This window comes from Sinorhizobium sp. M4_45 (genome assembly GCF_002885915.1).
Classification (GTDB): domain Bacteria; phylum Pseudomonadota; class Alphaproteobacteria; order Rhizobiales; family Rhizobiaceae; genus Sinorhizobium; species Sinorhizobium meliloti_A.
In genome coordinates this window covers 392,058-406,006 of record NZ_NWVE01000004.1, presented here as the reverse complement: position 1 = coordinate 406,006, position 13,949 = coordinate 392,058, and the positions used below count along the sequence as shown (strand labels likewise).

Annotated in this window: 8 protein-coding genes; 4 read left to right on the top strand and 4 right to left on the bottom strand. The window is 65.1% G+C overall.

Translation table 11 applies throughout. The annotated features are described in order from the left end of the window. Positions 1-49: 49 nt before the first annotated feature. The 4 genes from CN933_RS14995 (at position 50) to CN933_RS14980 (ending at position 3,289) form a co-directional block, all read left to right on the top strand. Positions 50-1,036, top strand: a complete 987-nt coding sequence (locus tag CN933_RS14995; protein ID WP_018094068.1) for an aldo/keto reductase — start codon at positions 50-52, stop codon at positions 1,034-1,036. Between the two features lie 22 nt (positions 1,037-1,058). Next, positions 1,059-1,490 carry a DUF1810 domain-containing protein gene (locus CN933_RS14990; protein WP_018094067.1) on the top strand — a complete coding sequence of 144 codons (432 nt, stop codon included), beginning with the start codon at positions 1,059-1,061 and terminating at the stop codon, positions 1,488-1,490. A 466-nt stretch (positions 1,491-1,956) separates the two neighbouring features. Beyond that, entirely contained in the window at positions 1,957-2,634 is a 678-nt protein-coding gene (locus CN933_RS14985; protein WP_018094066.1) for a methyltransferase family protein, read from the top strand. Between the two features lie 184 nt (positions 2,635-2,818). Then, positions 2,819-3,289, top strand: coding sequence for an aminoacyl-tRNA deacylase (locus CN933_RS14980; RefSeq protein WP_018094065.1), 471 nt, complete (start codon positions 2,819-2,821; stop codon positions 3,287-3,289). Positions 3,290-3,335: 46 nt separating this feature from the next. Here the strand turns inward: CN933_RS14980 and CN933_RS14975 are convergent, their stop codons facing one another. From CN933_RS14975 to CN933_RS32550, 4 genes are all read right to left on the bottom strand, one after another. Then, entirely contained in the window at positions 3,336-3,833 is a 498-nt protein-coding gene (locus CN933_RS14975; protein WP_026168521.1) for a hypothetical protein, read from the bottom strand. 702 nt (positions 3,834-4,535) lie between these two features. Then, complete coding sequence (locus CN933_RS31520; protein WP_102763571.1) at positions 4,536-7,712, bottom strand: DUF7933 domain-containing protein; 3,177 nt, start codon at positions 7,710-7,712, stop codon at positions 4,536-4,538. Next, entirely contained in the window at positions 7,709-7,942 is a 234-nt protein-coding gene (locus CN933_RS14960) for a hypothetical protein (RefSeq protein WP_018094061.1), read from the bottom strand. The genes CN933_RS31520 and CN933_RS14960 overlap by 4 nt, the downstream gene beginning before the upstream one ends. Positions 7,943-11,610: 3,668 nt before the next feature. Continuing rightward, on the bottom strand, positions 11,611-13,911 hold the full coding sequence (locus CN933_RS32550; protein WP_522954410.1) for a hypothetical protein: 2,301 nt from the start codon (positions 13,909-13,911) through the stop codon (positions 11,611-11,613). Between the last annotated feature and the right edge of the window lie 38 nt (positions 13,912-13,949).

Sequence of the window (13,949 nt, the reverse complement as noted above, 5' to 3'; positions counted from 1 at the left end):
AACCACCCGGAGCTGAAGTTCCGGCAGCAAGATGGAGAGGATACATTCGATGAAAACAAGGATCTTGGGACGAACGGGCGCCACGATTTCGGAGATCGGTTTCGGCGCCTGGCAAATCGGCGGCTCCTGGGGCGACGTCAGCGAGGAGGATGGCAAGCGCGCGCTCAATGCCGCCCTCGACAGCGGCGTCACCTTCATCGACACGGCGGACGTCTATGGCGACGGGCGTTCCGAAAAAATCATCGCCGCGGTGCTGCGGGAACGGGGCGGGGAGAAACCATTCGTCGCCACGAAGGCGGGGCGCCGGCTCAATCCGCACGTGGTGGAGGGCTATACAGGCGGCAATATCGAGGCCTTCATCGACCGCAGCCTCGCAAATCTCGGCGTCGAAACGCTTGATCTCGTCCAGCTCCACTGCCCACCGCCGGAGGTCTACTACCGGCCCGAGGTCTTCGGCGCGCTCGATGGGCTGGTGACCAAGGGCAAGATCCGCCATTACGGCGTCTCGGTCGAGAAGGTCGAAGAGGCCCTGAAGGCTATCGAATATCCGGGCGTCGCCACGGTCCAGATCATCTACAACATCTTTCGCCAGCGGCCGCAGGACCTATTCTTCGCCGAGGCGAAAAAAAAGAATGTCGGCGTCATCGTGCGCGTGCCGCTGGCGTCCGGCTTGCTTTCGGGCAAGATCGGCAAAGATACGGTCTTTGCTCCAGACGACCACCGCAACTTCAATCGTGACGGCGAAGCCTTCGACGTCGGGGAGACCTTTGCCGGCGTGCCCTTCGACGTGGCGCTGCAGGCGGTCGACGAGCTTCGTACGCTGGTGCCCGCGAATGTGCCGATGGCGCAATTCGCCTTGCGCTGGATCCTCGCGCAAGACGCCGTTTCCGTCGTTATCCCCGGAGCCCGCAATGCCGCGCAGGCGCAATCGAACGCCGCCGCCAGCGCCCTTGCGCCGATCGACGGCGCGACGCTCGCGGCAATCGCGGCGCTTTACGAGCGGCTCGTCAAGGTTCATGTTCATCAGCGCTGGTGATGGATGAAGTGGTGAGAGGGTGATGACGAGGGAGGCATTCGATCTCGAACGCTTCGTCGCGGCGCAGGAAGGCACCTATCCGGCTGCGCTTGCGGAGCTTCGTGCCGGGGCCAAGCGGACCCACTGGATGTGGTTCATCTTTCCGCAGATCGCGGGCCTCGGCCATTCGCCGACGGCCCGTTTTTATGCGCTGTCGGGCCTCGGCGAGGCGCGCGCCTATGTCGAACATCCGCTTCTCGGCCGACGTATTCTCGAATGCACGGAAGCGGTCAATGGGGTCAGGGGGCGCAACGCTCTTGAGATCTTCGGCCGGCCGGACGATCTGAAGTTTTGCTCATCGATGACGCTCTTCGAAGCGGCGGCGCCTGATGTCGGCGCCTTCACCCGGGCGCTCGACCTTTACTTCGACGGCGTCCGGGACCCGAGGACGATCGAGATTCTCGGGAAGAGCTGAACCGCGCTTAAAAGGATGCGGCCGCTCCCTGCGACAGGACGAGCAGGAACAGCACCGCACAGACCGTCAGGCCGGCGATGATGAGCATCAGTTCCTTCATCATATAGCGATACATCGCGTCCCTCCTTTGCGGACGGCGAGTGCTGCTCCAGCACCGCACGTCCGGTTCGACGTGCAAGGGGCTGTAGTGCTTCGCATTGCCGCATGCCTTGATCCTGAGCCGGTCAAGGCTCAAGCGAAGGTGCAGCGGATCTAATATGGGAATCCGTTATGCGACTTTAAGTTCCGCGCGAAGCACAAGTGTGTGAACGCCGGCGAGCACCCGATGGAACGTCGCGGGCGCGCCCCGTTCAATACCACTTCACCCGCCTCAGATGAGAGTTGCGAGCGCTGGCCGGAACACTATCTCCAGGAGTCCATCGCTCTAAAGCGCCCTTCATCGCACAAACTATGCAGGAGCTTGCTCATGCTTGTCAGGCTGACCGTACAGACGATCGTCTGGTTCGGGTTCATCGGAGGCGTCCTCTTTCTGTCGGCCGGAACGCTCGCCTGGCCCGCGGCGTGGGCCTACCTGTTCCTCACGCTTGCGCTTTCGTTCCTCGTCGGGCTGCTCCTTGCCCGGCACGATCCCGCCCTGCTCAAGGAAAGACTGGCTGCCCCAATCCAGGAGGGTCAGCCGCTCGCCGACAAGGTGCTCCTTTCGGTGATTCTCCTGTTCCTTGTCGCCGGCTTCGCCTTCATGGCGCTCGATGCAGCGAGATTCAAATGGTCTTCCATGCCGGTCTGGGTGCAGGCTCTGGGTGCGCTGCTCCTCGTCCTCTCCATCGGATTCAGCTATCGGACGTTGCGCGAAAACAGCTTCGCATCGCCGGTCGTCAAGGTGCAGACGGAGCGTGCGCAAAGCGTGATCACCACGGGACCCTATCGTTACGTCCGTCATCCCTTCTATACGGGCAGTCTTCTCTTCGTCGCCGCAACCTCTTTGTTCCTGGGCTCCTGGTGGGGCCTGCTCGTGGCACTCGGACTGGCGGCATTGCTCGCGATCCGGGTCGGCATAGAGGAAAAGGCGCTGCGTACAGGCCTCGCCGGCTACGCTGCCTATGCGGAACGCGTGCGCTACCGGCTCGTGCCCTACGTGTGGTAGCAGACCCGGCCGTTGGCCGTTGACTCCTCCGATGATGAGAGGAGAATGTCATCTTCCGCGTCACTACAGTGCCCCGCGTCCCGCCGGACGCCCGAAAGCTGCTGTAGCACTTTGAAGCGCTGCATTTTTTTCTTGAGTCCAAACGGCTTGGGGAGACTGCAGCAGGATAGGAGAGGCGCCTACGATGACGATCGCCAGGAGACTTCAGGACTATATCGACAGCGAAGGGATCACCTACGACACCCTCGCGCATCACCGTACCGCAACCACCAGTCAGACCGCCGAAGCCGCCCATGTGCCGGGCAACAGGCTCGCCAAGTCCGTGGTCGTTCACCACGAGATGGGCTATGCGCTCGCCGTCGTCCCGGCCACGCATCGGGTCGAGCTCTCCACCCTGCAGGACGTCATGAACCGCCGTCTCGGCCTCGCCTCGGAGGAAGAGGTCAGCGAGCTCTTCAACGATTGCGAGACCGGAGCCGTCCCGCCAATCGGGGAGGCCTATGGCGTGCCGGTCATTCTCGACGAGAGCCTCGACAGGGCAAACGACGTCTATTTCGAGGGCGGCGACCACAGGACGCTCGTGCATATGAGCGGCACCAATTTTCGCAACCTCACGAAGGACGCGCGGGTCGCCCGGTTCAGCCACCCGTCATGATCGGGACAGCGGCACAGGCAGGCCCGATGCCGCTCAGCCTTCTTTGCTACTGCCCGACCTGCACGCGGTAGACGGTGACCAGGGTTGCGCCCGGCGCGAGAGCTTCCGCAAGCCGCCAGCGGATCTGGCGGTAATCCGATGCCTCGGCCACGACGCGGCTCTTCGTCCCGTCTGCCAGAACGACCGTCTTATAGGCCGGGATACTCTGCCAGGATTCACCCTCGATCAGCACCTCGAAGGCCGCCTTCTGCGAAACCGCCAGCCCCGCATCTATGAACGAGGTGTTGGCCGGGATCGGCCCATTGATGATCAAGCCGGAAAGCGGTTCTTTCGACACGTTGCTGTAACGTCCCGTATATTGCAGGAGAGCACCCGGAGCAGCCGCATCGGCCGACGAGAAGGTCTCCTTGCCGTCCTCCCCGGTCTCGACGCTTTGCGCTGCAAGGCTGACCGACAACGGCGCCGCCTGTTCCTGCGCGGCCACGTTCCACGAGGCCAAGGCAAGCCCGGCCGCCAAGAGCGATGATATGATCCAGTGCCTCACAGTGCCTCCGTCCGAAACGCCGTCCATCTGCCGGCTGCAGAATGGCAATACGACGCACGATTTGCCGCACGGCCGGGGCGCCGATCGCTCCCGGCCAGCGTGAATTTCACACCCGCTTAGGCCACGAATGCCCGCTTATGAGCAAATAAGACTGCCCCTCGCGCCGCCACTTGTTTGATTTCCTCATTCCTGTGCTCGTTACAGGAATCCAGGCAGACCAAGTCCTTGGGCTGGAGAAACTCTCCCGCGCCGCAGACGCGGCGCTGCTGGATCCCTGTGACGAGCACAGGGGATGAGGTGGAGAGGGTGCGGTCCCTCGGCGCGCTTCATAAACCGTGAAGATAGTGAGGCGACACGACGGGTCCCGGGTCACGCCCGTATACAGCGTCCCGCTTCGCTTCGATGTAGTAGCCGCACATCCCAGTTCCTCATTCCTGTGCTCGTCACAGGAATCCAGCCCAGACCAAGTCCTTGGGCTGAAAGAACGCTTCCCGCGCCGCAGACGCGGCGCTGCTCTCATCCCTGTGACGAGCACAGGGATGAGGTGAGGAGAGATCGCAGTCCTCCGAAAAGCACTTTGAGCTGCTGCATGTTTTTGTCCTTTGATCGGCTACGATCAGGGACACATGCAGTGGCGCACCGTCGGTACTCAAGGAATTCAAACGCATCGCCATGCGTGCCGACAAAACCGCTCAACAGCCCTTAGTTCGCGATCCTGACCTGGAATGCGACGTTGCCCGTGGCGCCGGGGCTCATGGTTCCGGTGCAGTCCCAGCGCAGGGGGCCGGCATAGCCGCTCACACCTCCGGCGGCCGGAACGGTCAGGGTGCAGCTCATGCCCGAGGGTGCGACGGCGGCAGCGGGGGGACCGGAGAGCCTGGTATAGGCCGGCGTCTCGTCCTGGATCGAGAGCTCGGACACCGCCTCTGCCGACGGGTTGGTGAAGGCGATCCGGTATTCGAGGATGTCGCCGGGCGCGCCGGCCGAGGAGACCGCGAAGCCGCTGCCCGACGTCACGTTGCGCACCCGCTTGACCAGGCTGATCGTGCCGGCTGCCGGCACCGTCAGCACGTCGTGATCGGTGAGCGGGGCCAGCGACGCCAGCGTGCCCGAAAGCGCCGTGTCGGCGGTCACGTCATATTCGAGGGCGGCGCCCCCGGCCGCACCGGCCGACGCCTGCACCCGCACGATCAGGCACACCTCCTCGCCCGCAGCGACACTGACCGCTCCGGCCGCCGCGGTTTCGCCGCTATCGAGCGTTCCCGAGCAGTCTTCATCCCGAAAGAGCGTGTAGGTGAAGGCGGACAGAGCGGGCCGGCCGATGGCATTGGCGATGGAGAAGCTGGCCGTCGCCGCGGTCGTGGCCGTGTAGCGATGCGCCAGAAACACCGTGCCCCCCGGCGCCACCGTCGCCGCGCCGTCATCAGCAAGTCTCGGCCTCTCGATGACGCCGAAACGGACGGAATGATAATCGGTCGTCGTATTGTAAGTGAAGGCGACGGCATCGTATCCGGGCGTCGCGACCGTGCCGCCGGTATTGCCGGCTCCGCCGCTGACCCCGGCAAGCTCGGTCACCGGATCGCGCACGACGCAGACGCTGGCCCCGCCGGCAGGCCCGGCAAGCGGCAGCGAGAACGTGCCGTCGCCGGCCGTAACCGTGCTGGCATAGGTGGTGGCCCCGCAATCGGTGAAGCGGACAGGAACGCCGCCAAGGCCTGCCTCGCCGCCGTCCAGTGCGGCGTTGTGGGCGGTGCCGCCGCCGGTGCCGTCGTCGCGGATCACCTGTCCGGAGAGAGTGAAGCCGACAAAGCGGTTGGTGAAGCTGCAGACGAGCTTGGCGCCGGCCCTGGCGTTCGCCGCCGGGATCACCAGCGTTCTGCCGTCGGCAACCGAGCCTATCACTTCTCCCCGGGGATTGCCGGTTTGCTGCCAGTTCTGATCCTCGCAGCGCGCCGAGCCCAGCCGCCACCCGGGCGGCAGGGACTCCTCGATCGCGGTCGGCACATCCGCCGCGGCGAGCGTGACCGGATTTCCGGTCACCGCGGTCCCCGGCGCCGACGTCGCAAGGCTGTAGCTGCCGTCGGTCGGAAAGCCGTTGTGGTTCGCCGCCGTGCCTTTGAAGGTGAAGGTCCCCGTACCGCCATCGGAGATCTTCGCGATCGTCACGACCGGCGTGACGGGCGTGACACCGAGGCACTGGTCGGTCACCGTGTTTGCGAGATTGGCCGAGATCGCGGTGATATTGGCCGCACCATTGGTCGTGCTCGGATTGGCGCAGGAGGCCGGGTCCTGCGATGTCGCCGTCGTGACCTGCGCCGTCACCGTGCAGCTGCTCGGTCCCGCTCCCAGACTGCCACCGCTCAAGGTGACCGTTTTGCCGTCGGCGCTGCCGGTGACCGTGCCGCCGCATTGCGAGGCAGCCGGTGCACTGGCGAGCGTCAATCCATTCGGCAGCGTGTCGGTGAAGGAGAGCCCGGTCTGCGCGCCCGAACCGCTCGGGTTGGACAGCGTGAAGGTCAGCGTCGTCGCCTCGCCTTTCTTGATCGAAGCGGCGCCGAACGCTTTGGTCAGGGAGGGTGTCAGCCGGATGCTGACACACTGATCCGTTACGCCGTTCGCCAGGTTGGACGAAAGCCCGGAAATATTGCCCGGGCCGTTGGTGGTGCTCGGATTGGGGCACGATGCCGAGCCCTGCGACGCCGCCGCCGTGACCTGCAACGTCACCGTGCAGCTGCTCGGCCCCGCTGCCAGACTGCCACCGCTGAGGCCGATCGTGCTGCCGTCGGCGCTTCTCGATACCTCGCCCCCGCACTGGAATGCCGCCGGCACGCCGGCCACTACGAGACCGCTCGGCAGCGTATCGGTGAAAGAGAGCCCGTTTTGCGCGGCCGCACCTGCCGGATTGGTGATCGTGAGGGTCAACGCAACGTTTTCGCCTTTCTTCACCGAACCTGCCGCGAAACTCTTGGAAAGGGACGGTTTCAGCTCGAGGATTTGCACATAGCCGTCGGCACCGTTGCGGCCATTAGAGGAATTGGTCGCGGTCGACGAGGTGGAAGGACCCGTCGCGAACAGGCTGCTTTGATTGCTTCTGCATGAGCTTCCGCCCGTCGAGGGAGTTCCGTTGTCGGAGGCATTGTACGCATATCCCGAGCCGGCTACGCCTCCAGCATACCCACCTCCGCCGCCGCCGCCGCTGCCGCCGCTGTTAACTTTAGCCGCTGACGCGCCATTGCCTGAGGTGTTGCAGTTGGATCTCGATACGAACCCGCTGGCGTTTCCACCGTGTTCGGGAGAGCGGTAGATAAAGTTCGAGTCTCCAGCGCCGCCGCCGCCGCCGCCGCCGCCGGCCGCCTTCAGTATGCTTGTCCCATTTAGCGCGAGCGAGGTGCCGCCGCCGCCGCCGCCGCCAAAGGTGCCCCCGGTTATGACCGCCCTTCCGCCGCCATCGCCGCCGCGGCCCACGCCGGTGCCTCCTTCCGCATAATCGCCCGGCAGAAAGCCGCCTTCGCCACCGCGCGCAACAGTACCGCTGATCGTGTCGCCGGGGACAACGTTCACGATCGCATCGATGATATGGGCGGCGCCGCCTCTGCTGTAGCCGGTATCGATAAACTCGTTACCGGCGCCGCCGACACCGCCGACCACCCGTACCTTCACGCGGGTCACGCCGGGCGGGACCGTGTAGGTGTACGATCCGGGACCGAAGGTCTCTGCCTGCGCCGACGTCACGAGCGCCAGAAGGTCGATGACGGCCAGTGCCGCGAGCGCACATGAAGAGACCACCCGCGCCGTGCCCCCGAACCAGGAGCCCGGCGCACGGGCCCCCCTTGCGGCAAAGCGCGCCAACCGGGAGACGGCTGCGGACCCCGCGATCATATCAGGACCGGCCCGCTGCCCGGCAACGTCTCACGGAAGCAGGCGAAATATACCCGGTGGCCGTCATTGACGAGGGAGACGGTTGCGCTTTTGGCAAAACGGGGCAGAGAGATCATCAAAAATTGCTTTCCTTCCGCATGGTTCATCTGGTTCGCGATCCTGATCTCAAATCCGGCGTCGCCGGTCCACCGAGCGCAAGAAGCTTGCGCCGAGGCGGCAATCGCCCACATCGTTGCCCCGTATGGTATCCGTCTGCAGCGGGAGGGCGGAGGCTCCTGGCCGGAAGACGTTTCCGAGTGCCCGGTGCATCACCTGCTCTCCCCTTCGACCGGCACCGTCAAACCCGCACGGTCGAAAAAGCCCCAGAGCGAATCGTCGAGCTTGATCGACAGCCGGACATAGGGGCCGGCCGTATAAATTTCGGAGACGCTCGAGGCATTGACCTTGGTAAGGTTATAGCCTGCGGCGAGGAGCACGTTCTTCGTCGGCACGAAGCCGATCTCCGCCCCGAAGCCGCTATGGCTCTGGCCGGTGAGCGGATCGTAGAAGAGCGTGCCGTTGAAGCCCAGCCGCAGGCGCAGTTCATCCTCCAGTTCGATGTCCCGCTCGATGCCCGTTTGCGCGAGAAGGACGAAAGTGTCACCGGTCACGTCGCCGACCGACTTCGCCTGGTACTGCCCGGCCTGCTTGGCGGTGATGCGCATATCCGGGCCGAGCGCCCAGGAACCGGCGGCCGACCAGTAGGCCGTGTCGGCATCGATATCGGTGGCGAAGTCGCGCTCTACCCTGATGCCGCCGAGGAAAAGGGCGTCGATGCTCTCCTCGTCGGGCCTGAGCGCGGCGCCGATGCGCAGGTGATCGCGCAGGCGCTGTTGCGTGTCGGTGTCCGCCGTGGCCAGGCGGTTTTCGATGGCCCAGGTCCACTCGCCGGCCCGCTGGCTCCAATATTGCTGGCCGTAGGCCGTATATCCACCGTCCTTGAAGGACAGTTCGGCACCGAGGCCAAGCCGCGCGTTTCCGTCGCGGAGCGTTGCGAGGTAGCCGGCCGCAAGCGTGGTCTGCGGCGTGTCCTCGTCGTCGTCCACGCCGAAAGGCAGCCCGATCAGCTCGTCGAGATCGTAGGGCTGGAAGCGCTCGATGCTCGCATAGACGCGCGTGTCCTCGCCAGCGATCCAGCCCGGCAGATCCCAATGGCCGATCTCCCAGTCGCCGGCGACACCGCCCGCGAAGCCGGTCTGCGAACCGCCACGCATCTCCCCGAAAGTCTTCACGTCGTCGCTGAAACGGTATTCGACGCCGGTCTTCATCGTTCCGGTCGCACCGTCGGCGCTGGAGAAATCGAGAAATTCCGATCCGCTCGTAGCCCAATCGACGCCCGTATAGACCTTCACGCGCTCGTTCACCTGATAGGATGCCTCCAGGAGAGCACGCAGATGCGAGAAGTCAGTGAGGTCTGCCTCGACCTCGCCTTTGAGGGCCAGGCTGGGCAGGGCGGCCGGGCTCCACTCGGCGCCGAGAACGCCCGAGGGCACGGACCGCGGCTCCTCGCCGTCGCCCGGTTCGAGGCGGACGAAGCGCATGCCGGCCGAGACGGTAAGCTCGGGATTGATCATCCAGCTCGGCAGCACTTCGACGCCGAAGCGTTCGTTGCCCGAAGGCATCTGCTGGTCGTAGAGCGCCGAAGTCGTGATCTTGAGGCGGGGCGAGACGTTCCAGTCGGCCGACACGTTCACCTCGGCACTGCCGGGGGAGAGAGACGAGCCCTCGGCGAAATCCTCGTCGGCCCGGGCGGCGCCGACGCGGAGCGTGACACGCTCTCTCTTGACCTCGTAGCCGAGACGCGAAGCAAGGCCGGTCTCGCCATCCTTGTCGACGGTCTGCGCTACTTCGACCTCGGCTTTTCCATAGGCGCCGAGATCGGCCGACACATATCCCGCGCGCACGGTGCGGCGATCGTCGAAGCTGCGCTCCGCTTCGGAGCGTATTTCGCGGTAACCGACGGCGATGCGGTCGTTCACCCGGTAGCGCGCCTCTCCGGCATAGACCCAGTAGGCGTCGCCGTCCGTCTCGAGCTCGTAGGTGACGCGGATGAAGTTCGGGTTGCCGTCGCCGTCGAAAGCCGGGACCGGCGCATTGAAGATGATCGCGTTGCCGAAATAGTCCAGCCGATAGTCGTCGAAGCGCTTGAGGAGCACGGTATCGACGACGAGCGAGGGCTGGCGCCGGTCGCGCGTGATCACCTCGACCTGTTCCGAGCCTTCCGCATAACCCGCCAGGTCCAGATCGTAAGGGCCCGACAACCCCTCGGCACGGAACTCGCGTATGACCTGGCTCTGGTCCGTTCGCCCGGCGAAGAGATCGATGGTGACGGGACCGGCTTCGACATGGGCCCGGGCACCGGTCAGCAGCCTGCTATGGGAGCCGAGCTGAAACTCGCTCGCCTGCGGAGAAATGTCTATATCGCCGTAGAGAACGTAGTTGAGACCCTTCTCGACTTTCACGTAGAGCCGGGACCGGGACTGGGCGTCATAGCCGCGCTCCGACGCATCGCCGTAAACGGGATAGTAGCGCTCCGGATCGATGTCGCGGAACAGCCGCTCCTCGGTGTCGAGATCACCGTCGTAACGCAGCGTCAGCAGAGCATCGCCCTTGATCTTGCCCTGCAGATAGAGCTCGCCGTCGACACCCGTCGTGGAGGCGTCGAAGCCCTCCAGTCCCGTGGCGGGCTCGACGCTGCCGGGCAGCCGGACCACGCCCTCGACGACACCGGCGATGATCCTCCTGCTGTCGTCGGCCAGAAGCTTGACCTCGGTCTCGAAACGGCCGAGGCCGTTGCGCACGGCGATCCTGTGCGTGCCGGAGAGCGCCGGCGGATAGTAGTCGACGAGTGCCTCCCCCTTGTCGACGAAGATCTGAACCCCCGGCTCGGTGCTGCGGATGTCGTCGGCTCCCCACCGGCCCTGACCGGACGCCTCGAGCGTCACGTCCATGGAGGCCTCGGTGGCCACGCCCTCGGCATCGACGAATCGGATCAGGACCGGGATGGGCGAGGCCGGATCGGCGAAGGCGGCGGGCGGCGCGACGAGTTCGATCCTCGCCGGACGGCCCGCCGCAAGGACCGTGATTTCCCTGCGCCCGCGGACATTGCCGAAAGGGTCCGAGAACGTGGCCTCGAGCGTGTTGCGGCCGCCTTCGAGACGGACCGCGACATATTCCGCCGCCTGAACGCCTCCTGCGGAATAGACGACACGCTGACCGACCTGCCCTTCGGAAACCGGCTCGCCGTTGAGGTTGAGCCCGAGCTTGCCGTCGGCCGGCCCCTTCACGCGGATGGAAACGATGTCGCTGTTGAGCAGGCTGTCGGATTCCAGGTCGAGAAAGCCGAGCTCGGCGGACAGCCCCTTGATCTCGGCCTCCAGATCTCGCGTGCGTTCGAGAGCCAGCGCTTTCGGCGCGCCGGTGTCGGTGTCCGCGGCCGCGGGCTTTCCGTTCTCGGGCCGGTCCCGCGCGACGATCTGCGTTTCGGTGTTCTTCGTCGCTTCGCCGTGGGACGACGACAGGCGCCCGAAGTAGTCGACCCACTCCTCGCCCCCGAGTTCCAGCCGTTCCGGAACCGGACCATTCCGGTCCGGGTCCACATTTTCGGCATAGGCCCGCCTGCGGGATTCGAGTTCGGCGAGAACGTCGTCGCGGCTGACACCCTTTCGGGGCGTGACCGCGAAATATTCGCTCGCCACCTGCCCCGGCAGCATGCGCAGATAGCGGCTGCGGGGGCTCAGCGCGTCGCGCGCCGACGTCGAGCGGGATTCGACGGTCGCCGGCAGCGTAGCCGTCGAAATGGCGACGACATGCGCCCCGGGGGGCAATCCCGGCATCGAATATTTCCCTTCGATGTCGGTCACCACGCTCGCCCCGGTCGAGAATTGAAGCTTGACGCCGGGAATTCCGGGCTCCGCACGCTCGAGAGCGCCTTTCGCCGCATCCCGCCCGGTCGGCAGATAACGGTCCTGCCGCCCGTTCTCGTTGAAATCGATGTAGACCTTGCCGAGGACGACGCCCTCATCGCTGAAGACGCCGCCGTCCCTTTCGATGCGCACCACGGCGCGCGCATCGTTGGAACGCACGGCCCCCTGCCGGCCAGATGACCCGACGCATGGGCGATATTGGCGAGCTGACCGCTGGCAGTCGGGTCGACGACCGCCATGTAGGTCAGGGTCACCGTACCGTTGGGTCCGACGAATCCGACGTCGAAGACGAGGTTCCGGCCCGGAAATCCCGAGACCTTGACGGGTTTGCCGTCGAGACGGAGCGTGCCTTCCAGGTAGGTGATGCCCTTCGGCAAGCCCGTATGGATGAAGGCGTCCAAAAGCCCTATGCCGGCGGTATTGGTCAGGGTGAGCGTATAGACCAGAATGTCGCCGGGCGCTGCGATGGCCTGGTCGACCGACTGTTCCAGCCGCAGCGCCGCGGCACCGTCGGGATCGACCGGAATATCGACACCGGTGAAGGGGCCTGTCGTCTTGAACAGCCGCCCGTAGGAGGCATCGGGGTCCAGGTTGCGGCCCCAGGCGGGAAAGGTCGTTCGCGTCGAGGGGAAGGACAGTCCCTCGGGCGGCAGCACCTCGATCCGGTACGTGCCTGCAGTCTCGGCAGCGCTTACGACGTAGAAGCCGCTCACATCGGACACGGTACGCTCTATCTCGGCGCCGGAGGCGTTGCGGACTATGACGATTGCGCCGGAGACCGCGGCGTTGCTGGCGGAGTGAAAGACGAAGCCGCCGGGATTGACGGTGAGTACGGCGGATACGTTTTGCCCGCCGCACGTTGCGCTTGCGGAAGCTTTCGTGCTCCGGTCCCCGGACAGGATGTTGTCGCCCTCCACCGCCGGCAGCACCCGCTGGAGGGGGATGAGCGTGGTGGTGAAAAGGCCGGTATTCGCCCCCGTTTCCGTCGCCAGCACCGTCTCGAGATCGGCCTCCGGATCGGTGGCAATTCTGATGGGAATTCGGTCCACACCGTCGGTGGTGTTGCACGCAGCCGCATCCAGCTTCAGCCGCACGTTGCTGTCGAGCGCCGCGCTGGTGATCGGGGTTCCGTCGGGTGCCGTGTAGGTCAGCGCGGCGCTGCCGCCCTTGACGGGTGTCTTGACGAGGTTGGAGCTTATTTCGACCCAGTCGCCACCGACCTTCTGCCAGGTGGATGCCGTATTGAGGATCGCGCCCGACTGCATGTTCCCGGCGACGGCGACCTCGAATTCGAGATTGGCGGAGAAACCGGCCGGATAATCGCCCGCCCTGAAGAAGGCGACCGCATCCACCCTCGACATATCCGCGGGAGGCGCCGTCACATAGCTGTGCTGCGGCTGCCCTTCGATATGATAGAGTTCGTTGAAGCCGCCCGTCGCCGACACCGCGGTGACGCGGGTGTTGAGCGGCCGCGGATCGCGCACCAGAACGCCCGACACCGGCGACCCGTCCACCCGCACGGCGTTTCCCTCGATCTGCGAGTAGCCGGGGGCGGCAGTGACGCCGTTGTTTCGCAGACGCAGGCTGTAGCGAAGCGGGCCGCCCGCGGGAACTTCGTCCCGGTTGGCCGATTTTTCGAGAACGAGGCCGGCGGAGGAAATCACCACCACGCCGTTGGCCGCACCGGCAGCATCGCCGTCTCTGGCGCTCAGCCGCATGCCTGCCCTGTCGCCCTCCTTCCCGGCAGCCGGCGTTTCGAACTGCACGATCACGGGCAGCTCGGTGCCGGCTGCGAGCTCGATCGCCATGTCGGGCGTGAGTTCCCATTCGCCCGGGTCGGCGGCGCCGTTGCGGTTCTGGTCTATGATGGCGACGAGGTCGGAGAAGTCGGCATCGTCGCCGGAAAGCTGTTCGGTAACGGCCGACGGGCGGGCCATCGCGTTTCCGACGTTGCGAACGTAGAAAGCGAACTGACCGGTCGAACCGGGCGCCAGATAGACGGTCTGATCGTAGACCGTGTCGATGCTCTTCACCTCTTTGACGTTGGTGACCACGATATTGGTCGATACGGACTCCTGAATGCCCAGCTTGGCGTTGAAATACGTAACGGTCGCCCGCGCCTCGATCCTGGCCCCGGCGGGCGGAGGGGCGGAGATAGCGGCAGCCGGGAACATCGAGGCAAGCGCCGCCAGGACGACGATAAATCTGCCAAGTGCCCGATACATTACCGGCATTGTCTTTCCGATTATCCTCATGCAGCGACCTTCGAGCG

Bases quoted from the DNA above. Each gene is read 5' to 3' on its own strand.
- CN933_RS14995 (WP_018094068.1), top strand. From the start codon at position 50: ATGAAAACAAGGATCTTGGGACGAACGGGCGCCACGATTTCGGAGATC.
- CN933_RS14990 (WP_018094067.1), top strand. From the start codon at position 1,059: ATGACGAGGGAGGCATTCGATCTCGAACGCTTCGTCGCGGCGCAGGAA.
- CN933_RS14985 (WP_018094066.1), top strand. From the start codon at position 1,957: ATGCTTGTCAGGCTGACCGTACAGACGATCGTCTGGTTCGGGTTCATC.
- CN933_RS14980 (WP_018094065.1), top strand. From the start codon at position 2,819: ATGACGATCGCCAGGAGACTTCAGGACTATATCGACAGCGAAGGGATC.
- CN933_RS31520 (WP_102763571.1), bottom strand. From the start codon at position 7,712: ATGATCGCGGGGTCCGCAGCCGTCTCCCGGTTGGCGCGCTTTGCCGCA.
- CN933_RS14960 (WP_018094061.1), bottom strand. From the start codon at position 7,942: ATGTGGGCGATTGCCGCCTCGGCGCAAGCTTCTTGCGCTCGGTGGACC.
- CN933_RS32550 (WP_522954410.1), bottom strand. From the start codon at position 13,911: ATGCCGGTAATGTATCGGGCACTTGGCAGATTTATCGTCGTCCTGGCG.